This window comes from Luteimonas terrae (assembly GCF_004358165.1).
GTDB lineage: Bacteria > Pseudomonadota > Gammaproteobacteria > Xanthomonadales > Xanthomonadaceae > Luteimonas > Luteimonas terrae.
Genome location: NZ_SMTG01000008.1, coordinates 1 through 24,981 on the forward strand (window position 1 = coordinate 1; position 24,981 = coordinate 24,981).

At 69.2% G+C, this 24,981-nt stretch carries 24 protein-coding genes; 10 read left to right on the plus strand and 14 right to left on the minus strand.

Annotated features, from left to right (window positions below; all coding sequences use genetic code 11):
- Positions 1 to 883: phenylalanine 4-monooxygenase (gene phhA / locus E2F49_RS15120; RefSeq protein ID WP_133394665.1), on the plus strand; the 883-nt coding region annotated here is incomplete at its 5' end.
- A 368-nt stretch (positions 884 to 1,251) separates the two neighbouring features.
- Here phhA and E2F49_RS15125 read toward each other — a convergent pair.
- The 4 genes from E2F49_RS15125 to E2F49_RS15140 form a co-directional block, all read right to left on the minus strand.
- A complete protein-coding gene (locus E2F49_RS15125) occupies positions 1,252 to 3,384 on the minus strand; it encodes a TonB-dependent receptor family protein (protein WP_133394666.1) in 2,133 nt (710 codons plus the stop codon).
- Positions 3,384 to 3,839 (minus strand): azurin, encoded by a 456-nt coding sequence (azu, locus tag E2F49_RS15130; protein ID WP_133394667.1) that lies wholly within the window; start codon positions 3,837 to 3,839, stop codon positions 3,384 to 3,386. Before azu ends, E2F49_RS15125 begins: the two co-directional genes overlap by 1 nt.
- Positions 3,840 to 4,066: 227 nt before the next feature.
- Positions 4,067 to 4,696 (minus strand): response regulator transcription factor, encoded by a 630-nt coding sequence (locus E2F49_RS15135; RefSeq protein WP_133394668.1) that lies wholly within the window; start codon positions 4,694 to 4,696, stop codon positions 4,067 to 4,069.
- Positions 4,693 to 5,898, minus strand: a complete 1,206-nt coding sequence (locus E2F49_RS15140; protein ID WP_165971261.1) for a sensor histidine kinase — start codon at positions 5,896 to 5,898, stop codon at positions 4,693 to 4,695. The genes E2F49_RS15135 and E2F49_RS15140 overlap by 4 nt, the downstream gene beginning before the upstream one ends.
- A gap of 50 nt (positions 5,899 to 5,948) precedes the next feature.
- Here E2F49_RS15140 and E2F49_RS15145 point away from each other — a divergent pair, with 50 nt between their 5' ends.
- Together E2F49_RS15145 and E2F49_RS15150 are read left to right on the plus strand one after the other, a co-directional pair.
- Positions 5,949 to 6,380 carry a DUF2141 domain-containing protein gene (locus E2F49_RS15145; RefSeq protein WP_243713623.1) on the plus strand — a complete coding sequence of 144 codons (432 nt, stop codon included), beginning with the start codon at positions 5,949 to 5,951 and terminating at the stop codon, positions 6,378 to 6,380.
- A gap of 22 nt (positions 6,381 to 6,402) precedes the next feature.
- Entirely contained in the window at positions 6,403 to 7,917 is a 1,515-nt protein-coding gene (locus tag E2F49_RS15150) for a carotenoid oxygenase family protein (RefSeq protein WP_133394670.1), read from the plus strand.
- A gap of 201 nt (positions 7,918 to 8,118) precedes the next feature.
- On the opposite strand, the gene E2F49_RS15155 is transcribed toward E2F49_RS15150, so the two are convergent.
- On the minus strand, positions 8,119 to 9,324 hold the full coding sequence (locus E2F49_RS15155; RefSeq protein WP_133394671.1) for an amino acid aminotransferase: 1,206 nt from the start codon (positions 9,322 to 9,324) through the stop codon (positions 8,119 to 8,121).
- A 167-nt stretch (positions 9,325 to 9,491) separates the two neighbouring features.
- Here E2F49_RS15155 and E2F49_RS15160 point away from each other — a divergent pair, with 167 nt between their 5' ends.
- From E2F49_RS15160 to E2F49_RS16520, 3 genes are all read left to right on the plus strand, one after another.
- Complete coding sequence (locus tag E2F49_RS15160) at positions 9,492 to 10,520, plus strand: class 1 fructose-bisphosphatase (protein WP_133394672.1); 1,029 nt, start codon at positions 9,492 to 9,494, stop codon at positions 10,518 to 10,520.
- On the plus strand, positions 10,517 to 11,221 hold the full coding sequence (locus E2F49_RS15165; protein WP_133394673.1) for a 2OG-Fe(II) oxygenase: 705 nt from the start codon (positions 10,517 to 10,519) through the stop codon (positions 11,219 to 11,221). The genes E2F49_RS15160 and E2F49_RS15165 overlap by 4 nt, the downstream gene beginning before the upstream one ends.
- 623 nt (positions 11,222 to 11,844) lie before the next feature.
- Positions 11,845 to 12,168, plus strand: coding sequence for a hypothetical protein (locus tag E2F49_RS16520; protein WP_165971259.1), 324 nt, complete (start codon positions 11,845 to 11,847; stop codon positions 12,166 to 12,168).
- A 75-nt stretch (positions 12,169 to 12,243) separates the two neighbouring features.
- Here the strand turns inward: E2F49_RS16520 and E2F49_RS15175 are convergent, their stop codons facing one another.
- The 3 genes from E2F49_RS15175 to E2F49_RS15185 form a co-directional block, all read right to left on the minus strand.
- A complete protein-coding gene (locus E2F49_RS15175) occupies positions 12,244 to 12,678 on the minus strand; it encodes a response regulator (RefSeq protein ID WP_133394674.1) in 435 nt (144 codons plus the stop codon).
- Positions 12,675 to 13,730, minus strand: a complete 1,056-nt coding sequence (locus E2F49_RS15180; RefSeq protein WP_133394675.1) for a sensor histidine kinase — start codon at positions 13,728 to 13,730, stop codon at positions 12,675 to 12,677. Before E2F49_RS15180 ends, E2F49_RS15175 begins: the two co-directional genes overlap by 4 nt.
- 92 nt (positions 13,731 to 13,822) lie before the next feature.
- On the minus strand, positions 13,823 to 14,917 hold the full coding sequence (locus tag E2F49_RS15185) for a PA0069 family radical SAM protein (protein WP_133394676.1): 1,095 nt from the start codon (positions 14,915 to 14,917) through the stop codon (positions 13,823 to 13,825).
- 194 nt (positions 14,918 to 15,111) lie between these two features.
- On the opposite strand from E2F49_RS15185, the gene E2F49_RS15190 reads away from it, so the two are divergent.
- The gene (locus tag E2F49_RS15190) at positions 15,112 to 16,431 is read left to right on the plus strand and encodes a sigma-54 interaction domain-containing protein (RefSeq protein WP_243713624.1); all 1,320 of its coding nucleotides are present in this window, start codon (positions 15,112 to 15,114) and stop codon (positions 16,429 to 16,431) included.
- Between the two features lie 84 nt (positions 16,432 to 16,515).
- Here E2F49_RS15190 and E2F49_RS15195 read toward each other — a convergent pair whose 3' ends face one another.
- The 6 genes from E2F49_RS15195 to E2F49_RS15220 form a co-directional block, all read right to left on the minus strand.
- Entirely contained in the window at positions 16,516 to 17,889 is a 1,374-nt protein-coding gene (locus E2F49_RS15195) for a hypothetical protein (RefSeq protein WP_243713625.1), read from the minus strand.
- 36 nt (positions 17,890 to 17,925) lie between these two features.
- Complete coding sequence (locus tag E2F49_RS15200) at positions 17,926 to 18,684, minus strand: hypothetical protein (RefSeq protein WP_165971260.1); 759 nt, start codon at positions 18,682 to 18,684, stop codon at positions 17,926 to 17,928.
- Positions 18,685 to 18,696: 12 nt separating this feature from the next.
- Entirely contained in the window at positions 18,697 to 19,392 is a 696-nt protein-coding gene (locus E2F49_RS15205; protein ID WP_133394677.1) for a C39 family peptidase, read from the minus strand.
- A 108-nt stretch (positions 19,393 to 19,500) separates the two neighbouring features.
- Complete coding sequence (locus E2F49_RS15210; RefSeq protein ID WP_425481396.1) at positions 19,501 to 20,766, minus strand: adhesin; 1,266 nt, start codon at positions 20,764 to 20,766, stop codon at positions 19,501 to 19,503.
- A gap of 386 nt (positions 20,767 to 21,152) precedes the next feature.
- On the minus strand, positions 21,153 to 21,767 hold the full coding sequence (locus E2F49_RS15215; RefSeq protein ID WP_425481395.1) for a hypothetical protein: 615 nt from the start codon (positions 21,765 to 21,767) through the stop codon (positions 21,153 to 21,155).
- Entirely contained in the window at positions 21,764 to 22,285 is a 522-nt protein-coding gene (locus tag E2F49_RS15220) for a hypothetical protein (protein WP_133394679.1), read from the minus strand. The genes E2F49_RS15215 and E2F49_RS15220 overlap by 4 nt, the downstream gene beginning before the upstream one ends.
- 302 nt (positions 22,286 to 22,587) lie before the next feature.
- On the opposite strand from E2F49_RS15220, the gene cls reads away from it, so the two are divergent.
- The 3 genes from cls to E2F49_RS15235 form a co-directional block, all read left to right on the plus strand.
- A complete protein-coding gene (gene cls, locus E2F49_RS15225) occupies positions 22,588 to 24,030 on the plus strand; it encodes a cardiolipin synthase (RefSeq protein WP_133394680.1) in 1,443 nt (480 codons plus the stop codon).
- A gap of 373 nt (positions 24,031 to 24,403) precedes the next feature.
- Positions 24,404 to 24,706 carry a hypothetical protein gene (locus tag E2F49_RS15230; protein WP_055250689.1) on the plus strand — a complete coding sequence of 101 codons (303 nt, stop codon included), beginning with the start codon at positions 24,404 to 24,406 and terminating at the stop codon, positions 24,704 to 24,706.
- Positions 24,703 to 24,981 (plus strand): pyridoxine 5'-phosphate synthase (locus E2F49_RS15235; RefSeq protein WP_208004929.1); only part of this gene is annotated, 279 nt, incomplete at its 3' end. The genes E2F49_RS15230 and E2F49_RS15235, both read left to right, overlap by 4 nt.

Here is a 24,981-nt window from a genome sequence, read left to right on the forward strand (position 1 = left end):
CGCCCCGCGCCGCGTCGAGAACCTGCACACCGAGAAGGGCAAGGTCCCGGTCTACGCCACCGGCATCGTCGAGCAGCCCTGGGACACCTACAGCGCCGACGACCATGCGACCTGGGCCACGCTCTACGCGCGCCAGCGCGAACTGCTGGTCGGTCGCGCCTGCGACGAGTTCCTGCAGGCACAGGACGCCATGGGCATGACGCCCGATGCGATTCCGAAGTTCTCCGAACTCAACGCGGTGCTTGAGGCCGCGACCGGCTGGACGTTGATGGGTGTCGAGGGCCTGCTGCCGGAACTCGACTTCTTCGACCATCTCGCCAACCGCCGCTTTCCGGTGACGTGGTGGATCCGCCGCCCGGACCAGATCGACTACATCGAAGAGCCCGACCTGTTCCACGACCTGTTCGGCCACGTGCCGCTGCTGATGAACCCGGTCTTTGCCGATTACATGGAGGCCTACGGCAAGGGCGGCGTCAAAGCCCACGGCATCGGCCCCGATGCGCTGCAGAATCTGACGCGTCTGTACTGGTACACGGTGGAGTTCGGCCTGATCCAGCAGGCCGACGGGCTGCGTATCTTCGGCGCCGGCATCGTGTCATCGAAGGGCGAGTCGATCTACTCGCTGGAATCCGACGCGCCCAACCGCATCGGCTTCGACCTCGAACGCATCATGCGCACGCGCTACCGCATCGACACCTACCAGAAGACCTACTTCGTCATCGACAGCTTCGAGCAGCTGATGGACGCGACGCGCCCGGATTTCACCCCGATCTATGCGCGCCTGGCGACACAGGACACCGTGGGTGCGGGGACGGTGCGCGACGAGGATCGCGTGTTCCATCGCGGGACCGGCGAGGGGTGGACGGCGGGTGGGGATGTTTGAGGGTTGCGGTTAACCAGGTCGCCGGTCTTCGAAGCTCACGCCATGCATGAGTCGTCGCCCCAGCGTCCCTCGACAGACGCACGTCTGGTCAAGCTGGGGCCCATCTTGATTTGCGTTCCAAGGCAAACGGTTCGATCACAGCGAACATGGGTCCCAGCTTCCGCTGGGACGACGATCCTGGAATTCCGTCATCCCGGCGAAAGCCGGGATCCAGTGTCTGCTCTGCCGATCACCGGACCCTCAAGGCCCGGACTACACTGGAAGTCGCTGGATTCCGGCTTTCGCCGGAATGACGAAGATCGTTGCGAAGCGTCGGCTCAATTTGCGCCCCTCCGTAGGATGGGTAGAGGGCAGCCAAACCCATCGCCTCACCGATCCCACGTCCACTGCGCCCCCACCATCACGCCGCGCCCCGGTCCCGGTTCGAAGAACCGCCCGTTGCCTTCGTTGACGATCACCGAGCCGATGTAGGCCTGGTCGAGCACGTTGTCCACGCGCAAGAAGGTGCGCAGTTCGCCGGCATCGAAGCGCCAGCGGCGCGCGCCTTCGAGGTGCACGAGCGCATAGCCCGCCGCGCGACCGGTGGCGCGATCGTCGACGACGACATCGCCCACGCCGACACCCTCGATCGCCGCACTCCAGGGACCGCCGGTCCAGTCGAGTCGCGCGAACAGCTGCTTCATCGGCACGCCGGGAATGCGCGCGCCGGCCGCGACGGGCGTCGACGGCACGGTGCACCCGGCGCCCGAGCAGACCCGGTAGTCGTCGCGGAAGGTCGCATCGAGCCAGGTCGCCGCAACGCTGAGGTCGAACGCGTCACCCAGTGGCTGGCGCACCGACAGTTCCGCGCCCTGCCGGCGCGCGCGGCCGACGTTCTGGAAGCTGCTGCGGCCACCGACGTTGCGGGCGACGGCGAGCTCGTCGTCGGTATCGGCGCGGAACAGCGCCGCATTGAGCGTCGCGCCCGAGCGCGCACGCCATTTGGTGCCCAGTTCGAGGTTGTCGCTGATCGCCGGCGCGAGATCGAGCGCCAGCCCGGCACCACCGTCGGCGCGATAGCTGATCTCGTTGAACGTCGGCGTTTCGAAACCACGACCGGCCGACAGGTACACGCGCAGATCGTCGCCCGGCGCGAACGTCAGCCCGACGACCGGCGAGGTCTGGCGGAAGGCCACGCGGCCGCTGTCGTCGGGATTGGTCGCGGTGATGTAGGCATCGCGCGAGGTGAACTCGACTTCGCTGTGACGCACGCCGGCCAGCAGCGACCAGCGCGGCGCGAACGACCAGTACGCCTGCGCGAACTGGTCGACGTTCTCGACCGTGTTGCGTTCGTCGCGGCGCAGGCGGCCCCGCACACCGAGCGCATCGCCGACGAAATTCTCGAAGCCGGTGCGGTGCTGCCGCTGGCGGTCGGCGTTCGCGCCGACGGTGAACTCGAGCGTCCTGCCGGCGAGCTGCCCCTGCCAGCTCCAGCGCAGGTCGAGCCCGCCGTAGCGGTTGTCGAGATCAATCACGCCGCCGGAGTTGAGCGGATTGGCCTGCGCGCCCGGTGGAATCGGCAGGAACTGCACGACCGCGCGCTCACCGCCGTAGGCCATCGCACGCACCGTCTGCGCATCACCGAGGCCGTGTTCGTAGACCGCGCCGGCCTGGGTCTGGCGCACGGTCTTGCGCGTGTCGTAATCGCGCGCGACCGACGCGACCTGGCGCGAGTTCTCGCGCATCTGCGCGGCGGTGAGTCCGAGCGGGTCCTGCGCATCGATGTCGACGTGGTTGGCGACCAGATCCAGCCGGCGCCGATCGCCCAAGTCGAAGCGCAGCTTCGCGTTCGCCGAGTCGCGGCGCGCGGCGCTGTGGTCGCGCCAGCCGTCGGTGTCGAAACGCGACAGTGCGAGGTTGTAGCCCACCGCCTCGCTGCCGCCGCGCAACTGCGCCGACAGGCCGGTCGTGTCGTCGCGGCCGTGGCTGGCCTTGAAGCGCCAGTCGTCGCCCGGCGCGCCGTCGGCGCTCCAGATCTGCACCACGCCCCCGGAGGAATTGCCGTACAGCGCCGAAAACGGTCCGCGCATGATCTCGATGCGGTCGCCGCCGACGAGGCTGAAATGCGAGAGCTGGCCCTGGCCGTCGGGCATCGAGGCCGGAATGCCGTCGGCGAACAGGCGCACGCCGCGCACGCCGAAGGTCGAGCGTGCACCGAAGCCGCGGATCGACAGCTGCGTGTCCTGCGCGTGGTTCTGGCGGTCGCGCGCCAGCAGGCCGGGCACACCGGCTAAAGGCTCGGACGCGACGGTGCCGGCGCGGTTGCCGTGCGCATCGTCGAGACGGATCGCATCGACCGAGGCCGGCGTGTCGAAATCGCTGACGCCGCGCAGGCGGGTCGAATCGACACGCACGCGCTCCAGCGTGACCGGGCCGCCGTCCGTCGACTGCGCCCGTGCGAAGCCGGTCGACAGCAGGATCAGCGACAGCGCGAGCGACAGTGCGGTGGGCGCCGCGCGCATCAGCCGAACACCAGCTTGCCGCGCATCACGTTCCAGTGGCCGGGAAACGAGCAGAAGAAGGTGTAGTCGCCGCCACGCACGAGGCCCGCGGTCGGAAAGGTGATCGTGGTGGTTTCGCCGCCACCGATGACGTTCGTATGCGCGATCACGCGTGCGTCGCCGGGCGGCAGATAGCTGTGCGCCAGGCTGCCGCGTCCGCCGGCGATCGCGACGGGGCGATAGTCCGCGGTGCGGGTCAGCACCCAGTTGTGGCCCATCGCCGCGGCGCGCTGGCGCCCGGTGTGTCGCAGCGTCAGCCGGACCTGCGTGCAGTCGGCGGCGACGCGCAGCTCGGCCTTGTCGAACCGCATCGCATCGTCGCTGCCGATCGACAGGTCACACGTGCGCGCGAATGCGCTGGTGGCGGGAAGCGACAGCAGCAGCGCGCAGGCAACGCGCCAGATGCGAGAGCGCATGGCATCTCCGGGAAATTCGACGGGGGATGCGATGCAAGGCATCGCGCGCGCATTGTCGCAAAGGGTGTCGTGAACAACCCGGGACGAAATGTCGCAGGAGCAGCTACCGTCGCCCCAGCGGAAGCTGGGGCCCATTTTGATTTCGCCTGCCTCAAGCGATCTGACAGGTACCCGCGAACATGGGTACCAGCTTCCGCTGGGACGACGGCAGAAGCAGCACGCCCCCCCTAGATCACCTGCAAGGTGATCGCCTTCAACACAGCCCGCGTGCGATCCCGCGTGCCGAGCTTTTCGAGAATCGTCGACACGTAGTTCTTCACCGTGCCTTCGGCTAGGAACAGGCTGCGCGCGATCTCCTTGTTGGAGTAGCCGCCGGCCAGCAGGCGCAGAATCGCGACCTCGCGTTCGCTGAAGGTCTCGGTGGGTGCGCTGTCGTCGTGGAAGCGGTAGCGCGCGCGCACTGGCTCGGTGCTGACCGGCTGCAGCAGGGTTTCGCCGGCGGCGACGCGGGCGATCGCGTCACGCAGGTCCTCGGGCGCGGCGTCCTTGAGCAGGAAGCCCTGCGCGCCCGCATCGGTCGCGCGCAGCAGCAGGTCGCTGTCGTCGAAGGTGGTCAGCAGCAGCACCGGCGTCGCATCGCCGCGTGCGCGCAGCGCGGTCAGTGCTTCGATGCCGTCCATGCCCGGCATGCGGATGTCGCTGAGCACCACGTCGACCGGCTGCGTGGCCAGCTGCGCCAGCAGCGCGGTCCCCGAGTCGGCCTCGAACACGATGCCGATGCCATGGCGCTCCAGCAGCGCGCGCAGCCCGGCGCGCACCAGTGCCTGGTCGTCGGCCAGTGCGACCCGCACGCTCATACCGGCAGCTCCGCGTCGATGCGCATCGCGCCGCGCGGCGAACGCGCCAGCCGCAGCTGGCCCCGCAGCGCGGCCAGGCGCTCGCGCATGCCGGCGATGCCGTTGCCCTCACGCCAACCGTCACGCACCCGGCCGTCGTCTTCGATGGCGACATGCAACAACGCGCCGTCGCGTTGCAGCGTCACGTCGAGCGTGTCGGCGTTCGCGTGCTTCGCCGCGTTGGTCAGCGCTTCCTGCACCAGCCGCAGCACGGCTTCGGCGATCGCCGGATCGGTCACCCGCACATCGTCGTCGATGGTCAATCGCAAGCGCGGCCGCGGCATCGGCGCGGCGAGTGCGCGCAGCGCGGTCGCGAGGTCGAGTTGACCGCTGTTGCGCAGCGCCTGCACCACGTTGCGGATGTCGCCCAGCAGTTCGCCCGACAGTTGCTCGGCGATGCGGACCTGCGGATGGTCGGCGAACGCGGGGTCTTCGCCCAGCGCGCGCAGGTTCAGGCGCATCGCGGTGAGCTTGTGGCCGGCGACGTCGTGCAGTTCCCGCGCGACGCGCAGGCGTTCGGCATCGCGCGCGCTGTCGGCGAGCAGGGCGCGTGTCGCCAGCAGATCGGCATTGACGCGGGCGAGCGCGTCGCGCGCACGTTCGGCGCTGCGCGCGTAATGCATGCACAGCGCGGCGAAGGCCTGGAAGCCGGCGAAGATCAGCACCGACATCAGCGGCGCGCCGAAGCCGGCGACGTACTTGAGGATCAGGTAGTAGATCGTGTCGACGACGACCAGCGCGATGGTCGCCACGCGCGGCGACCAGTCGGAGAATGCGACCGCGATCCAGATCACCAGCAGCACCGGCGCGGTGCCCGGCTTGGGATCGAGCGCGATCAGCGCCAGCGCGACAATTGGCATCACCGCGATGACGACATGCTCAACGCGGCGCAGGCGCGGCGGAAACAGCGACAGCGACAGGAAGCCCAGCGAGAACAGGCCCAGCAACAGCCAGGCCGTGGCCTGGCGCGCGGGATCGTAATAGCGCATCGAGAAGGCGACCGCGCCGAGTGTCAGCAGCGCGGCGAGATTGAGCGGATCAAAGATGTGGCGGCGGGTCGTCGACATGCGGCCATGCTGCAAGCCGCACGCGCATGCGGCAATGGGCGCGGCGCAGAAAGTGACTTCCGGCAGGTCGGATCGATGACCACCGGCAGCTGGCAGCCAGCCGGCCCGCGTCGAGACTGGTCCCACACCCGAGACAGGACCTCGCCATGCGCCGCAGCCCCGCCAGCCTCATCGCCCCGTTCGCCCTGATCGCCACCGGCGCACTCGCCGCGCCCCTGCAGGCCGCCGATCTCACCGTGTCGCTGCACGATGCCCGTACCCAGGACGGCCGCTTCCAGGTCGCACTCGTCGACGCCGGTGGCTATGCCGGCAGCGCCGCCCCGGTCGCCGCCCGCGAGCTGGCCCCGGCCGGTGCGGTCACCAGGGTCACCTTCGACGGCGTGCCGGCCGGCCGCTACGCGCTGATGGTGATCCACGACGAGAACGGCAACGGCACTTTGGACACCAACCTCGTCGGCATGCCGGTCGAGGGCTACGGCTTCAGCAACAACCCGCGCGTCACGCGCAAGCCGACGTTCGAGGAAGCCGCGTTCGACGTGGGCGCCGACGCGCTGGCGCTCGACGTCTCGATCCGCTGATCCACGCCACGAGGACTGCCGCATGGACCGCCGTCGCTTCCTTCGCAACCTGCTCTCCGGCGCCACCGTCGCCGCGCTCGGCCCGGCACTGCTGCACGGCGCCGACGCCCTGGCCGGCGACCCGGCCGAGTTCGCCGCCGGCCTGCGCGAGCGGCCGTATCTGGCCGGCTGGCGGCAGGTCTCGGCCGAGACTTTCGGCCCGACCACGGTGCAAATCGAAGGCCGCTTGCCGGCGGACTTCGCCGGCACGCTGTACCGCAACGGGCCGGCATGGTTCGAGCGCGACGGCTTCCGCTACGAGCACTGGTTCGACGGCGACGGCATGGTCCACGGCTGGCGTTTCGGCGACGGCGCGGTGACCCATCGCGGGCGCATGGTGGAAACGCCGAAGTTCAAGCGCGAGCGCGGCGCCGGACGCTTCAACACGCTCGCGGCCGGGACGACGGTGCCCGACCCGGTCGCGATCCGGAACAACGATGACGCCAACACCGCCAACACCTCGGTGGTGACGATCGGCGGCCGCCTGTTCGCGCTGAGCGAAGCCGGCTCGGCATTCGAACTCGATCCCGATGCGCTCGACACCATCGGCCCGAAGACCTGGCGCCCGGACCTGCAGGCGCTGCCGTTCTCGGCGCACCCGCTGCAGGACCGCGACGGCAGCTGGTGGAACTTCGGCGCACTGTCGATGATGGGCGGCGCGGGTCTGCTGGTCTGGCACATCGGGTCGGACGGGCAGCTGATCGACGCGCAGGTCCACGACATGGGCGCGCCCGGCTACCTGCACGCCTTCGTGCAGACCGACCGGCATCTGGTGTTCCTGCTGACGCCCTTCGACTACGCGCCGGCCGGTTCGTTCTTCGAGAGCCTGCGGTTCGCTCCCGAGCGCGCGTCGACCGTCATGGTGATCGACAAGACCGCGCCCGACCGCGTGGCGCGCCGCTTCGAGGTCGACTTCACTATGGCCTACCACTTCGGCGATGCCTTCGAGCGCGACGGTCACATCACCGTGCGCACGATGCGCCTGGCCGATGTCGCCCAGGCACGCTCGCCACACCGCGCGGCGATGTTCGGCCATCACGGCCCGGCCGCGCCCGCGCACCTGGTGGAACTGCGCCTGGACATGCGCAGCGGCCGCGCCCGCTGGGAATCGACGGGCCTGGGCGGCATGGAGTTCCCGATGTTCGACGCGCGCACGCCCACGGATCGCGGCGCGCGGCTGTACACGCCGACGAACGCCGGGGATGCGACGGCGCCCTACTTCAACGCCGTGCAGATGATCGACCCCGCACGCGGCACGCGCGCGGTCCATCGCTACGGCCGCGACGTGCTGGCCGAGGAACACGTCTTCGTGCCGCGCCCCGGCAGCACGCGTCCCGACGATGGCTGGCTGGTCGGCACCCTGCTCGACCACGCCCGCGACCGCAGCGGCATCGCGGTGCTCGATGCGCGGCATGTCGAAGACGGACCGCTGGCGACGGCGTGGCTGCCGTACGCGTTTCCGCTGGGCTTCCACGGGCATTTCGCGCCGACCGCTTGAAGCTCGATCGCGCGAGAGACAAGCCCTCCCCCGTCTACGGGGGAGGGTTGGGTGGGGGCAAACCGTCAGGTCGACGTGCGCATCAACCGCTTGCGGTCATGCGGTACCCACACTCCCGCACCTCGATACTTCGCCCCCATCCCAGCCTTCCCCCGCAGGCGGGGGAAGGAGCAGAACCGGGCGCTCGAAGGGCGATTGCGATCAGCCGCGGCTGACGATTGCGACCGCTTCGGCCACGTAATCCAAGTTCTTCAGACTCAGCGCTGCAACGCAGATGCGCCCCGTACCGACGGCATAGATGCCGAATTCGTCACGCAGGCGGTCCACCTGGGCGCGGCTCAGGCCCGAGTACGAAAACATGCCCGCCTGTTCGCTGATGAAGGCGAATTCCGGCGCGCCCGCGTCGGCCAGCTTCTGCACCAGGCCCGCGCGCAGGGCGTGGATGCGCTCGCGCATCTGGCCCAGTTCGGCTTCCCAGCGCGCGCGCAGTTCGGCGCTGCCGAGTACGCCGGCAACCAGCGCGGCGCCATGCGTCGACGGGCTGGAATAGTTCGCGCGGATGATGCGCTTGATCTGCGACTGCACCGCGCGGCTTTCCTCGGCGGTGGCCGAGACCACGGTCAGCGCGCCGACGCGTTCGCCGTAGAGCGAGAACGACTTCGAGTACGAGCTGGCGATGACGAAGGTCGCGATGCCCGACTCGGCCAGCAGGCGGATCGCCACCGCGTCCTGCTCGATGCCCTGGTCGAAGCCCTGGTAGGCGATGTCGATGAAGGGGAACAGGTCGCGCTCGCGCAGCACCTCGATGACCTGGCGCCACTGCCCGACGGTGAGGTCGGCGCCGGTCGGGTTGTGGCAGCAGGCGTGCAGCAGCACGACGGTGCCGGCGGCGAGCTTGCGCAGGTCGGCGAGCATGCCGGCGAAGTCGACGCCGTGCGTGGTCGCGTCGAAGTAGGTGTAGTCGACGACCTCGAAGCCGACCGCGCCGAACACCGCGCGGTGGTTTTCCCAGCTCGGGTTGCTGATCGCGATGGTCGCGTGCGGCAGCACCTTCTTGAGCAGATCGGCGCCGGTACGCAGCGCGCCGCTGCCGCCGATCGTCTGCGTGGTCGCGACGCGACCGGCGGCCAGCAGCGGCGACTCGACGCCGAACAGCAGCTCGCGGGTGGCCTTCGTGTAGTCGGGCATGCCGTCGATCGGCAGGTAACCGCGCGGTTTCGCCTCGGCGGCCAGGCGCTGTTCCACCTCGCGCACGGCGTCGAGCACCGGGATGCGGCCGGCCTCGTCGTAGTAGATGCCGACACCGAGGTTGACCTTGGTGGGGCGCGGATCGGCGTTGTAGGCCTCGGTCAGGCCGAGGATGGGGTCACCGGGGACGAGTTCGACGTTCGCGAAGAAAGAGGACACGGAAAGGACTGCCTGCACGACGGAGGGGAGGGCGTCTGCCGCGCGGTGACGCGGCCAAACCCCGTCAGGATAGCGGTCGTCCGCCGGCGGCGCGACGCACGGCGCGGGACAGTCGCGCGGGTTTGGCGCGACAATGCGGGCCTCCCCGACGCCAAGGACCGCCGCCGATGCCCAGCATCTCCCTGACCCGCCACCTGATCGAGGAACAGCGCCTGGGCCACGTGACCCCGGACCTGCGCCTGCTGCTGGAGGTCGTGGCGCGGGCCTGCAAGCGCATCTCGGTCGCCGTGGGCAAGGGCGCGCTGGGCGATGTGCTGGGTGAGGCCGGCGGCGACGAGGCCAGCATCAACGTGCAGGGCGAGGCGCAGAAGAAGCTGGATGTGATCAGCAACGAGATCCTGCTCGAGGCCAACGCCTGGGGCGGCCATCTGGCGGCCTGCGCCTCCGAGGAGATGGAGCACTCCCAGCAGATCCCCGACGCGTTTCCGCGCGGCAACTACCTGCTGGTGTTCGATCCCCTCGACGGCAGCTCCAACATCGACATCAACGCCAGCGTCGGCACGATCTTCTCGGTGCTGCGCTGTCCCGAAGGCGTGACCGCCGCCGAGGACCACCACTTCCTGCAGCCCGGCAGCAGCCAGGTCGCCGCCGGCTACTGCCTCTACGGCCCCAGCACCATGCTGGTGCTGACGATCGGCCACGGCACGCATGCGTTCACGCTGGACCGCGAGCAGGGCTCGTTCGTGCTGACGAAGGCCCACATGCGCATTCCGGAGCAGACCCGCGAATTCGCGATCAACATGTCCAACCAGCGCCACTGGGAAGCGCCGACGCAGGCCTACGTTGACGATCTGCTGGCCGGCAAGGACGGCGCCCGCGGCAAGGACTTCAACATGCGCTGGGTCGCGGCGATGGTCGGCGACGTGCACCGCATCCTGACCCGCGGCGGCATCTTCATCTATCCCTGGGACCGCAAGGACCCGTCCAAGCCCGGCAAGCTGCGGCTGATGTACGAGGCCAACCCGATGGCGATGCTGGTCGAGCAGGCCGGCGGCGCGGCGACCACCGGTCGCGAGCGCATCCTCGACATCGCCCCGACCTCGCTGCACCAGCGCGTGCCGGTGTTCCTGGGCTCGAAGGACGAGGTCGACACCGCGACCCGCTACCACCTGCAGCACGACAGCGCCGCCGCATGAGCACGCCCGCCGACTTCATTGAAGTCACGCCCGGCGCGCTGTCGGCCGATGCCTGCGCGGCGATCGTCGCGCGTCTGCGCAACAGTCCGGACCTGCACGCCGGTGAGATCGGCGGTGGCGTGTATCCCGAACTCAAGCGCAGCCGCGACCTGTCGATCAACGACCGCGCCGACTGGGCGGACGTGGTGCAGCAGCTCAACGTCGCGGTCTACGCCGGCCTGATGGCCTATCTGCGCAAGTATCCGCAGACGCTCATCGCCCCGCTGATGCTGCAGCAGCCGGGCAGTGACGGCGCCCTGCGTCGCCTGGAGGCCGACGACTTCCCGACGATGGACGACCAGCGCCTCGGCGGCCTGCTGCAGACCTGCCTGCGCCCGGGGACGGTCAATCTGCAGTGGTACGCGTCGGGCGAAGGCGGCTACCCGTACTGGCACTGCGAGCTGTATCCGCGCGATGCCAGCGGCGAAACCCTGCACCGCCACCTGCTGTGGACGATCTACCTCAACGACGGCTTCGACGCCGGCGAAACCGAATTCCTGTTCCAGCAGCGCAAGGTCGCCCCGCGCGTCGGCGACCTGCTGATCGCCCCGACCGCGTTCACCCACACGCATCGCGGCAACCGGCCGCAGAACGGCGACAAGTTCATCGCGACGAGCTGGATCCTGTTCCAGCGTGCGGAGACGTTGTACGGCGGAGGTTGATGGACTGGCGTCCCACGGAGCGCGGTTTGCGCGCGGCGGGATTCCGGGCCAGGCGTGACGGAAAGCGCGTCGTCCGCTGCTCGATTGCGTGCGCGACTTTCGATCTTCCGCGTACGTTGCCCGCTCTGCCTCTGGCTTCGGCTTCGGCTTCGGCTTCGGCTTCGGCTTCGGCTTTCAGCCTTTGATCTTGACCTGCGAGCCGTAAAGCGAGCCGAGCACTGCAGCCTGGCGCGGCCGTAGAGCAGCCCATGTCTGAGCGCAGCGAGTTTGGGCTGCGCGCCGCGGCAGGCGAAGCGCGGAGGGGACCGCCGCGGCTTCATGCGGCGGATCGCGTCCGGCGAAGGGACTTTTTGGTTTCTTTTGGGTCCCGCCAAAAGAGACTCGCACGCGCAGCGGGCGAAAGCCTTGCACTTGCGTTTGCATTTGCTCTTCGCTTTGAAAGCTTTAAATAAGCAGGATCAAGATCAAGCCCAAGGCTTCCGCACGCTCCGCGCGCGGCTTCCTTTTGTCTTGTCAAAAGGAAGCACGACAGCGCGTATGCGCTGGCGAACGGCGAAGCCGGCCCGAAGGGCGAACGCCGAAGGCGTGAGTCAAACCGCCTTCGCCGGACGCGATCCGATGCGATGAAGCCGCATCGGTTCCCTGCGCTTCTCGGACGACGGGGCACGCAGCCCAAACTCGCTGCGCTCAGACATGGGCTGCTCTTCGACCCCGCCGCCCTGCGATGCTCGGCTCGCTCTACGGCTCGAAAGATCAACTGCCGAAAGCAAAGCCACGGCAACGGCAACGGCAACGGCAACGGCAACGGCAACGGCAACGGCAACGGCAACAATACCAACACCAACAGCAACAACAACAACAACAACAACAACAACAACGGCAACGGCAACCCAGTGAGCGCGCTTGACGACTGCCGCTCTGAACGTCGTGCGCGCGACACGAACTGACGCGCCGACAGAGGCGCCACTATCAGGAACGGGACATCAGACCGTTGACGCCGCGGCGAACGCGCAAACCCGCCATCACCCCCGCGGGTGGTTCAACACCAGCCAATACAGGCCGATCTGCTTGACCACCTCGACGAACTTCTGGAAGTCGACCGGCTTGCGGATATAGCTGTTGACGCCCAGCGCGTAGCTGGCTTCGACGTCGAAGGGCTCGGTGCTGGTGGTCAGCACCACGACCGGCAGACCCCGGGTCGCCGGATTGCCGCGCAGGGCCTGCAGCACTTCGCGGCCGTCGATCTTGGGCAGGTTGAGGTCCAGCAGCACGATCGACGGCAGGTCGGCGGCGTTGCGGTGCGCGTACTTGTCCTGGGCGAACAGGTAGTCCAGCGCCTCGGCGCCGTCGCCGACCACGACGAGCTGGCTGTCGATGCCGGCTTCCGCGAAGGCGATGCGGGTCAGCTCGGCGTCGTCGGGGTTGTCCTCGATCAGCAGGATCGTGTGCGTGCTCATGACCCGGAGGTGTCCTCGTCCGGCACCGCCGGCAGTTCAATGAAGAAGGTGGTGCCCACGTCCGGCTGGGATTCGACCCGGATGTGGCCGCCCTGTGCGCGCGCCAGTTGCTGGGCGATCGCGAGACCGAGGCCGTGACCGGCACCGTCGTCGGCGCCGTGCAGCCGCCTGAACGGCACGAACAGTCGTTCAGCATAGCGCATGTCGAAACCGCGCCCGGCGTCGCGCAGACGCAGCGCGACGCGGTCACCGTGGCGTTCGCCGTCGAGATCGATCCGCACCGCGTCGCGATGCGCGGAGAACTTCCAGGCGTTGTGCAGCAGCTTGCCGAGCAGCTGCTTGAGCGCGTGCTCGTCGCCCCAGGCCCACAGGTCCGGCGCGATGTGGATCTCCGCCGGGCGGCCCGGGTCGGCGTCCTGCAGTTCGGCGCAAATCCAGTCGCCCAGCAGGCTGATGTCGACCGCGGCCGCGGGGCGGGACGGGCGTGCCGCGCGCATGGTCTCGAGCAGGGCGTCGATCAGGCCCCCGGCATGTCCGGACGCGTCCTGGATCCGCTGCAGATGGTCGCGCGTGGTTTTCGGATCGGCCGTCGCCGGATCCTGCGCCAGCAGCCGGCGCGCGAACTGTTCGATCGCCCGCACCGGCGCGCGCAGCTCGTGGGAGATGCCGAACGCGAGGGTTTCCTGCTGCGCCTCGAGCGCTTTGCGGGCCGTGTCGTCGTGCAGCTGCAGCAGCGCGGTGCCGTCGGCCAGCGGCCGCAGCGTCAGCCGCAGATGGCGGCCGCGGGTGTCTGGCGCCAGCGCGAGGTCGTGCAGCTCGGCGCGCCCGGCGAGCGCGGCATCGATCTGTGGCGCCACGGCCGGCAGCAGCGTGTGGTGGGCGGTGCGCCCGACGTGTTCACCCGGATCCACGCCGCACAGCGCGCCGAGTGCGGCGTTGGCCCGCAGCCAGCGCCCATCGGCGGCCAGCACGGCGAGGCCGATCGGCAGCTGGTCGATCAGGTCCACGGACGCGCCGGCCTCGACGGTCCGCAGCGGGGCGACATCGGACATCGTCGGCACGTCTCACGCGGGGACCGCGCAGTGTAGGAAATCCGGCCGTGGACGCGAGGTGGAGGCGGCGTGAATACGCGCCTCGCCCCGGCTCAGAACAGCTCGCCCTGCGGTGACGCCTTGCGCAGCGGCACGAAGCGGTCGGTCCGCAGCGGCGGCAGCCGGCCGAAACCGAGGCGCCGGTAGGCCCGGCCGAAGCGCGCGTGGATCAGATCGGCGAACGGGCCCTGCCCGCGCATGCGGTGGCCGAAGCTGCTGTCGTAGTCGCGCCCGCCGTGCATCTGCTGCAGCAGGCTCATGACGTGGGCGGCGCGATCGGGATAGTGCAGCGCCAGCCATTCGCGCCACACCGCCTTGAGTTCGTGCGGCAGCCGCAGCAGCACATAGCCGGCACTGGCCGCGCCGGCCTCGCGGGCGGCCTCGAGGATCGCCTCGAGTTCGCAGTCCGAAATCATCGGCACCACCGGCGCGACGATCACGCCCACCGGTACGCCGGCTTCGGCCAAGGTGCGCATCGCCCGCAGCCGCGCGTGCGGCGCCGCGGCGCGCGGTTCCATCCGCGCCGACAGCCGGTTGTCCAGCGAGGTCACCGAGAAATGTACGGTCACCAGCCCGTCGGCCGCCATCGGCGCCAGCAGGTCGAGGTCGCGCACCACGTTGGCGCTCTTGGTGACGATGCTGAAGGGATGCCGCGCCTCGGCCATCACCTCGATCAGCGCGCGGGTGAGCCCGTACCGGCGCTCGATCGGCTGGTAGCCGTCAGTGTTGATACCCAGCGCGATCGGCGAGCAGACGTAGCCGGGCCGGGCGAATTCGGCCCGCAGGCGCTCGGCCGCATTGGTCTTGGCGAACAGTCGGGTCTCGAAATCCAGGCCCGGCGACAGGTCCAGATAGGCGTGCGAGGGCCGGGCGAAACAGTAGACGCAGCCGTGCTCGCAGCCGCGGTACGGGTTCACCGACTGCGAAAAGCCGATGTCGGGCGAGTCGTTGCGGCTGACGATGCTGCGCGCGCGTTCCTCGGTGACCGTGGTCTGCGGCGCGGACGCATCGTCCTGCAACATCTGCAGGGCGTCCCAGCCGTCGTCCTCGGCCGTGGCGACCCGCTTTTCGAACCGGCCCGCCACCCAGGACGCGCTGCCGCGGCCCTTGCGGGCGGTCGCGACAGGCGGGCGGAGGCGGGCGGTCATCCGCGCAGTGTCGCGCTTGCCGGTCTCAGCCAGTGCGACGCGCGGCCCTCGGAGAGTTCTCATGCCGTGTCCGGGTTCCTCCGTTCCGCACGTTGATCGGGCTGACACCCGGGGCAGAGGATGGGAGGGGGCATGTCCGAGGACACCGCGTCGGCGGCGGTCGCGCTGTTGCCGATCGTCAAGCGGAGCGCCCGATGGGCTCGGTGATGGCGCCGCGCGCCCAGCATTGCGCGATCTGGTTCGGCACGCCGGGCACGCGCGAACAGGCGATGTTCGCCGCGATCGGCTGGCCGCTCCGGCTGGCGCGCGCGGAAGCCGCACGCCAGGTCGGCATGCGCGGCGGGGATCTGGTCGTCGCGGTCGTCGACCTGCGCGATGCCGATGCCGCGCACATCGAGGCGCTCGAGACCGCGCTCGCCGAACACGCCGATCTGCCGACGCTGGCGCTGGTCGACGCGGACACCGGCGAGGATCCGGCGCGGCAGCACCTGCTCTCGCTCTGCCACGCGCGCCTGCTGGCGCCGTTCGACGCCGGCCGCCTGGAGGCCGCGCTGGCCTCGCTGCTGTCCAGCCCGCGCCGCGACATCGCCAGCATCGGCGGCCAGAGCCCCGCGATGCTCGGCGTGCGTGCGTTGCTGCACCGCTATGCGGATGTCGAACTGCCGGTGCTGATCACCGGCGAGTCTGGCACCGGCAAGGAACTGGCCGCGCGTGCGCTGCACGATCTGTCGAGCCGGCGCGGCAAACCGTTCGTGGCGATGAACTGCGGCGCCATCTCGCCCACGCTCGTGCAGTCGGAACTGTTCGGCCACGAGCGCGGCGCCTTCACCGGCGCGGCGACGCGGCGCATGGGCCTGTTCGAATCGGCCGATGGCGGCACCGTGTTTCTCGACGAGATCGGCGACCTGCCGCTGGACGCGCAGACCAATCTGCTGCGCGTGCTCCAGGAAGGCACGGTCGAGCGCGTGGGCAGCAGCCATGCGATCCGCGTCGACGTGCGCGTGCTGGCGGCGACCCACGTCGATCTGGAAGCGGCCATCGCCGCGGGACGGTTCCGGCAGGATCTCTATTACCGGCTCGACGTGCTGCGACTGCAGTTGCCGCCGTTGCGTGCGCGCGGCGACGACGTCGAACTGCTCGCGCGCCAGTTCCTAGACACCTTCCGGACCGGCCACGCGGTGCAGGCACGCGGCTTCAGCGCGGCCGCGCGCCAGTGCCTGCGCCGGCACGCCTGGCCCGGCAACGTGCGCGAGCTGCTCAACCGCGTCCGGCGCGCGGCGGTGGTCGCCGAGCACGCGTTGATCGAGCCTGCGGACCTGCAGCTCGGCGGCGCCACGCCGCAGGTCGTCGCGCTCGATGCGCATCGCGACCGGACCGAGCGCGATGCGCTGGTGGACGCGCTGCGTGCGACCGGCTGCAACGTCAGTGCCAGCGCGCGCCGGCTGCGTGTGTCGCGGGTGACGATCTATCGCCTCTGCCGCAAGCACGGCGTGTCTCTGGAGGCGTTCCGCTGAGTCTCGTGCGGCGGTCATGGGGGCGCGCGATGTGGCGCCACTGCCGACGCCGCATCGCGCGCAAGCGCACGCCCACAGACGCCGCTACAGCGCGTAGGGCACCTTCACCGTCAGGTTGAAGTCGGGTGCGTCCGGCGTCAGGCCGATGCCCAGCACGCCGACGAAGGTCGCGCTCGGTGTCATCGCGTGGGTCACGCCGAAGCTCATCGTCGCGGCATTGGCATCGCTGCCGATCAGCTTCGTCCAGTCGCCACCGTCGTAGCGCGTGCGAGCGCGCGCGTTGAGGCGGTCGCTGAAGGAAATGCTCAGGCTAGTGCGTTCGTTGAAGGCGAACGCGAGGCCCGCGCCGAAGTAGTAGGCGTCGCCCAGCCGCACGCGTCCGGGGTTGGTCGTCGAGGGGTTGTTGTCCAGATCGTCGAAGTCGCGTGCGAACGAACGCACGTAGCCGATGTTGCCGAACAGAATCGCCGGGTCGGTGGTCTTGACCGCCGACAGTCCCACCGTCGCCGACCACAGGCCGTTGCCGGTGGGCTGTTCCTCGGGCACGGCGAAGCGGATGAACTCGTCCTCGTCGCGCTCGAGCACGCGCCACGGAATGCCGTAGGGTTCGCGCCCCGTGGGCGCGGTGACGCCGACGTTGAGCACCGTTTCCGGCCACGGCCCGCGTTCGCCGAACAGCTTCCAGTTCGCGCTCGCGCTGATGTCGCCCAGGCCCGCACCGTCGGTTTCCTCCTGCGCGATCGCCGCCGCCGCGCCACCCGCGCCGCCCTTCTGGTAGACGGTCTTGCGCGCGATGTAGGGCACGTCGAGATTGAGGCTCAGACGCGGGCTGACGCCCCAGCGCGCGGCGAAGTTGTAGTTGAGCGTGTCGGACTCGACGTTCTCGATCGCGATGTTGCCCAGGAAAATCGCGTCCAGCGCCAGGAAGCCGTTAAGCGTGACCTGCTTGCGGTCGTAGCGGTTGTAGCTGATGCCGTTCTCGAGCGTGAGCCGACGGTTGAACAGCGCCGTGCTCTGCTGCTTGACGTCGGCAACGCTGCGCGAGTCCGCTTCCTGCGCGCGTTGCGCATCCTCGGCCGTGCCGGCATAGCCGTCCGCGGCGCGTGGCGCGGCGGCGTCGGCGACCGGCGCAGCCGCCTGGGTCGCGGCCGCTGCAGGCGCCTGCACGGGCGTCTGCGTCGCCACCTGCGGTGCATCGCGCTGCACGATCGGGGGCGCCACGCCGGCGACACGCGCCTGCAGCGCCTGGATCTGCATGTCCAGTTCGCGCAGACGCCGGACTTCCTGCGCATAGTCCTGCTTGAGCGTCTGCAGGTCCTGCAGCAGCTGCTGCATGCGCGCGCGATCGTCGTCGGTGATCTGCGTGGCGTCCTGCGCCAGCGCGGTCAGGGGGCACAGCAGTGCCAGCCCCAGCGCGAGGCCCAGCGGCCGTCGCGCATTCGGTCGTGTCGATTTCAAGGTGCCCCTCCTGGGATCGACGTCGGTTCGGATGTTTCAGATGCCGCCCGCGCGGGTCATGCCGATGGCCTGCACGAGGTTCTGGTGGACGGACTGGCTGGCCGGCACCGACTGGCGCAGCAGATCGAGTTGCAGCTGGTTCCCCACGGCCTGGCCATCCCCGGCGAGCCGGATGCTCTGGCCGATAGAACGCGCATCGATCCATTGTTCGGCCACACCCTGACCGGCGACCTGCAGCAGGATCCGCGCGCCGCCGCCGTCCAGCGCGGCACGTGCGCTTGCGCCGCCCGAGGCGGTTTCAGCAACGGTCGTCGTCGCGCCGGTGGCGATGCCGTCCGGCACCGCGCCCTCGCGCACCTTCAGCTGCAGGCCGTTGCGCGCGAGGTTGCCGTCGCCGGCGACCTGCACGCTCTGCACGAGCCCACCGACATTGGCCAGGCCGCTGCCGTCCACTTCGCGCGGGCCGCCGGCCGTGGCGACGGCGGCGGTCGGTTCGGTGATGGTGACGCTGGGCTGGAAGCTGACATCGGGCTTGCCGCCGCGCAGGTCGAACCCAAGCCGCATCGCGCCCTGCAGGGTCTGCCCGCTGCTGGTCACCCAGTTCGACACCATGGTCACGCCGAACCAGGCCACGCGGTTGTCGCCGACGATGTAGCGTCCGCGCATCGCGCCGAGTTCGGCGTCGGGAATTTCGGTCAGGCCCGGCGTCGCCGGGGCCGTCGGTCCGTTGGCCCACGCCGGTGCGATGCACGCACACAGGACGATCGCAACGCACCAGGTCGAAGTCGTACGCATCACACTCTCCTCTCAGAACAGATCCGCATGGCTGAAGCCGAAGTCCAGCAGCTCGGCGTCGGTCACCGGTCCCTGCCGGGCGAACAGCCGCTTCGCGCTCGGACGTTCGACCGGATCCATCAGCACCGTGTTGCGGTCGAAGTCACTGCCTATGACGATGAACACCGCACGCGACGGCCACGATTCGAGAAACTCCGCCATCGGTACGCTGCGATTGCCCAGGATCGGATCGGCGACTTCGACGTGTTCGCCGACGACCTGCTTGAGCACGACGAAGTGGCGGAAACCGCGCACGTCCATCAGCACCAGTCCCGGCACGCGCAACGCACGCAGCCGGTCTTCCTCGATGCGGTAGCCGCGGCCGCGCATGCCCAGCGACTCCACGTAGCGTTTGATGTCCAGCAGCGAGAACCCCCGCGACTGCACGATCTCCGCATCCGCCAGCCCCATCATCCCTTCGATGACCGTCGCTTCGTCCACGTCCAGCCGGTAGCCGTACTTGAGGATCGTCGCCAGCGCCGCGGCACCGCAGCTGTAATCGGTGTGCTGACGCACCAGGTGGCGGAAGCGCGCCTCGCGCATGCTCTCCACCTGCACCGGCATGACCGCGCCGTTGGGCAGGATGCCGTGGAAACCGATCTCGGCCGTCCGGGCCGGGCCCGTCAGACACAGCGCGGTCAGCAGACAGATGGTGAAACGATGCGGCATCGGCTCGAGTCCTGTCGGAAGGAGAGCCCCGCGCCACGGGGCATGTGGCGCGGGGCTTCCGGGAGAAGCCCGGTACAGGGGCTACCGGGCATCACACCTCGTGGGCGCTTACTGCTCGCCGCCACCGCCCGGAGGCGGCGCCGCTGCGCCCGGCTGCGCGACCGCCATCGACAGGCTGTTGGCCTGCAGGTTGCCGGTGCCTGCCGCCACGTTGACGCCGATGTTGCCGGACGCGCTGCTGAAGGCGCTGCCCGACAGCGAGGCGTCGTTGGTCGCGGCAACCGCGACCCAGCGGCTCGTCGTCACGGTGCCGCTCAGGCTCGCCTGCAGATCGCTGTAGCCCAGCTCGACGAAGCCCAGCTCGCCCTCTTCCGTGCCCTCGTATTCGCCCGTGGACGTGTTGTCGAAGGCGAGGCCACCCACGCCGTCACGGCCGGGGTTTGCGATCGCGCCCTGGCTGTCGATGTCGAAGTCGGCGTGACCGGTCGCGTTGCCGGCGGGGTGCTGCGCGCCCGACCAGAGATCGGCGTAGAAGTTCGACGCCTGGTGCGACATGCCTTCGCTGCTCGACGTGCCGGACGTCGTGCCCTCGTACGAACCCACGCCCGCCGACAGCGACCAGCCGCGCACCGGACCGCTCAGCGACACCTGCGTGGTGTCGGTGAAGCGCTCGTAGCTGCCCGCGTTCGAGGTCATGTTGCCCGACGAGGCCTGGTTGGAGCTCACGCTCGCCTGTGCATAGGCGGCCGTGGCGACCGACGCGGCCATCGCGTTCTTCTGCGCGTTGTTGTTGCCCGAGGCGACGTTGACGCCGATGTTGCCGGTGGCCGAGGAGAAGGCGTTGCCGCCCAGACCGGCCGAGTTGGTCACGCCGTGGTTCATCGTGGCGTTGTTCATGCCCGACTGGTTGACGAACACTTCGGCATCGGCGAGACCGAACGCGAAGCCCGCGTCGGCGGCCGACAGCGCCGCGGCATTGTCCTGCACGTTGTTGTCGCCGGCGGCGACGTTGAACAGCAGGTTGCCCGAGGCTTCCGATCCCACGTCGTCGGCGATGCTGGCGGTGTTCTCGAGCACCTTGTTCATGCCGATGTTGCCGCTGACCGACTGACGGTTGTCGATGACGGCGATGGCGGCCGAATCGAGATCGATGTTGCCGGTGATCGTCGGGTCGCCGGTGAAGGCGATGTCCGAGCTCAGGGACAGATCCTTCTCCAGATTCACCGACACGCCGTGCTCGTTGCGCTCGCGACGCACGTCGGAGTTCACGTTCTCGGTGCGGTCGATGTTCTCGACCACGGTGTTGGTGCGGATGCGGTGCGCCTCGTCGACGCTCTGCATGATGTCGACGTCGCGGTTGTAGGACTCGCTCATGCTCCGGTCGACGGTTTCGGTCAGGCTCTGGTCCACCCTCACGGTGCGGTCGAAGGCATCGCTGATCGAGACGTCACGGCTGAAGGCATCGTCGATGCTGACCGTGCGGTCGAAGGTGTCGGTCGAGTCGACCGTGGTGTTGATCTCGGTATTGCGGTTGGTGACGTTGGTTTCGTAATTGCGCGTGTCGTCGACGTTGGTCTCGTAGTTCCGCGTGTCGTCGATGCTGATGTCGTAATCGATGATCCGCCAGTCGACGCTCTGGGCGTGTGCGGCACCGACGCCGGCAGCGCTGACGGCGATCGCCAGCAGGGTGGTCTTCATGGTCTTCATGTCTGTCGTCTCTCTCTCGTCTGCTCTCGTGGAGTTCCCGTTGAAGTGCCCGGTCACGGCCCCGCCTGGATCGACATCGCCAGCGTGTTGCCGGTGTCGTTCCCGGATCCCGCGACCTGGTTGAGCTGCAACACACCTTCGAAGCCCTGCAGCGCAGTGGACTCGACGGACGCCACACGACCTTTCGTGGTCACGCCCCCCTGTTCGAAACCGTGCTGTTGCCCCGCCGACGCGAACGCCGCCGACAACGTGCCGTCGTCGTCGGTTTCGCGTATGCCCTGTTGCGCCAGTGCGAGCGACACCGCGTTGAACGACGCGTTGCCGGCCCCGCTGGCCTGATTGATCGATGCGATGCCCGAAGCGCCCGACAGCGCGTTGCCCGCGATGACCGCCGACGCACCGTCGGGTGCGGTCGCGAGGTCGCGGCGGCTCGCCTGGCGCACATCCGTGCCGGCGATTGCCCGCGTGCCGACCGCGATCGCACGTACATTGGTCTGGCGGTTGAGATCGCCGGCGGCGAGGTTGATCGCGATGGCGCCGCTGGCACCGGTGAATGCGTTGCCGTCCACGCGCGAAGCGGTGAGGTAATCGAGCATCGTCGACACCTCGTCGGCGCAGGCCGGTGCCGCCGCGCCCAGCAGCGCCGACAGTGCGAATACGCGGATCACGGACCACCCCCGTTCGCCGGCTGGCCAAACGGCATCTGCGACAGCGCGCCGGTGATGTGACTGCCGATGTTGCGGGTCGCGCCGGTGACCATGCCAGAGACACCGCCCGTGGCCGCGCCCAGCGTGCCGGCGCCCTGCACGCCACTGGCGTCGCGCGCGTTCGGGCCACCGCCGAGCGTGCCGGTCAACGCCTGCGTGACCGGGGCGGCGATGCCGCCGGTGCCGCGCATCGCGCCCTGCACCTGGTGGCCGGTATCGAGCGCGAGGAAATCCGCATCGCTCAGTTCTCCACCCGGGAGCGACGGCATCAGCTGGCGGTTCGGCGTGGGGTCGACGATCAATGCCAATCCCGGCGGCGCCGGACGCACCGCATTGCGGCTGCTGACCTCGCGCAGGACCACGATCTCGCCGCCGACCGGATGCACGCCGTTGCGCGCACCCGCCGCCCACGCCGTGCCGCTGGCCAGCACGGCGCATGGCAGCAGCAGCTGGATCAGAAGTTGTGCGGTCCTGTGCATCCCACGCTCCCCGGATGTTTCGGCGAGGGTGTCAACGCAGACCGCGTGCCAACCTGATTAGTTATTTAGAATCAACGACTTGATGTGTTTCGAGGCGGCAGGCTCCGCAGCAGTGCGTGCGGCCTTGTTACACCGTGCAGAGGTCTTGAATGCGGCCCGGACCGCACTGCGCCGCGGTCCTGCGGGGTGTCACACCGGTGAGACACCCGGCCTGTCACAGGTCACAGTCGGCTCCATGCATCGTGCTCGCAGCGATCCGGCTACCCTGTTCAGGCGCGATCGGCGCAGTCGGAAATCGCCTCATGTTCGAAGCCTTGCAGGGGATCTGGGCCTCGGTCGTCACGACGCCGCATCTTTTGAAGCTGCTGACGGCCACCTGGGGCGTGTATCTCGTCGTGCTGGGCGGCTGGATCGTGCTGCAGAAGCGCGAGCCCGTCGCGACGCTCAGCTGGCTGTTCGGTCTGGCGCTGCTGCCCTACATCGGCTTTCTGGTCTATCACGTGTTCGGCCCGCAGAAGATCCGGCGCAATCGGCTGCGTCGCACGCACAGTCGTGCGTCGATGCGCAACGCGCAGATCGAAGCGGAGGAAGGCGAAGCGGCCGAACTCGTGCGACTGGGGCAGGCGACCACCGGTCTGCCGGCCACGTCGTCGGCCGAAGTCGACCTGCTGGTCGACGGCGCCGCCAAGTACACCGCGCTGCTCGCCGACATCGCGCATGCCGAGCATCACGTGCATCTGGAGTACTACATCTACGAGCCCGACACGACCGGTGCCGCGTTGCGCGATGCGCTGGTCGAACGTGCGCGCGCCGGCGTACGCGTGCGCCTGCTGCTGGATTTCGTCGGCTCCAAGGCCTCGCGCAAGTTCTTCGCCGCGCTGATCGAAGCGGGCGGCGAACTGGCATGGTTCCACCCGATGCGCTTCGGGCGCATCTGGCAGCGGCCGTGGACCAATCTGCGCACGCACCGCAAGATCGTCGTGATCGACGGCCGCATCGGTTACACCGGCGGCATGAACATCACCGACGAGCAGGACGAACGCCTGCGCGCCGACGCCTATCGCGACCTGCACATGCGCCTGGTCGGCAAGTCGGTGCGCGTGCTGCAGCTGGTGTTCGCCGAGGACTGGGCCTACGCCACCGGGCGACGCGACTTCCTCGCCGAGGTCGAACGGCAGACGCCGCCGGCCGACGCCGGCCCGATTCGCACACAGGTGCTGACCTCGGGCCCGGATTCGAACTGGGAAGCGATCCATCGCGCGCACGTCGGCGCGATCCACGCCGCGAAGACGCGGGTATGGATGACGACGCCGTATTTCGTGCCCGGCGAAGCCGCGATGATGGCGCTGACCTCGGCGGCCCTCGCAGGCCTGGACGTGCGGTTGCTGGTGCCCGAGCACAGCGACTCGAAACTCGTCACGCTGGCCGCGCGCTCGTACTTCGGCCAGTTGCTGGTGGCCGGCGTGAAGATCTACGAGTACCGCTCGCGTCTGCTGCACAGCAAGACGCTGCTGGTCGACGACCATCTCGCGCTGATCGGCAGCGCCAACTTCGACCACCGCAGCTTCCGGCTCAACTTCGAGGTGTCGGTGCTGTTCGACGATCCCGCCATCGCCGCCGCACTGGAGCAGCACATCGAACGCGAGTTCGCCCACGCGCCGCGTGTGCAGCGTGGACGTCCGCGTCCCTTGCTGTCAGCGCGACTGCCCGAAGCGCTTGCCCGTCTGTGTTCGCCGTTGCTCTGAAGCGCGGAGCGCCTGCGCAGGATGGGTCGAGCGCAGCGACGCCCGACGCGATCGCGTCCGAGCTTGCACACTCCCCGAACGGCAGACGTCTGCGCGCCTTGGTTGCGACACACGACCGCGGTCGGCAGGTCATTCGGAAGACCGGCGCAACGAAACGCATCTGCCGCGCGTGGTCCCGAGTGCATCGATGGCGGCGGCGGGCTCTGCAGTGCTCCACCGATCCGGCGGAACACCGGCGTATCCGGCTGTCCGGGCATGTTCGATGTGGATCGACGCGACCGTCCATCGCCCCTCGCGCGCGGCGGTCGGGCGGACGCGAATCCGGGCCGGCGTCTGTTCTAGAATCGGGGTCACGTCAGGCGGAGTCCTTGCCATGCCCTGGTTGTTCCTGCTGCTCGCGCTCGGCGCGGTCGTCATCGCGTTCACCACGACATCGGTCCCGCTGGCGGCGATCGCGCTGCTGCTGTCGCTGGTCTTCGTCGTCATCGGCGTGATGGGCCTGCTGGCGCAACGCGTCGGCAGCCAGAGCCGCAGCGAGGCGATGATGGTCGACCCGGTCGAACTGCGTCGTCTGCGCGAGCAGGCCGATGCGCGCCGTGCAGGCGCCGTATCCGCGACGGCGCCTGCGCCGGTCGCGCCCGACAATCCGGCGCGTCCGCCATCGCCAGGCCCGTGACCCGCCTCAGCGTCAACGTCAACAAGATCGCGGTCCTGCGCAATTCGCGCGGTGGCCGCGATCCCGATGTGCTGCGTGCCGCGACCGCGTGTCTCGAGGCCGGTGCCCACGGCATCACGGTGCATCCGCGTCCCGATGCCCGCCACATCCGCGCCGACGATGTCCGCGCACTCGCAGGTCTCACCACCGGGCGCGGTGTCGAGTTCAACGTCGAAGGCAATCCGTTCGCGCCTGCGCGCGGCGACTATCCCGGTCTGCTGGCCTTGTGCGAGCAG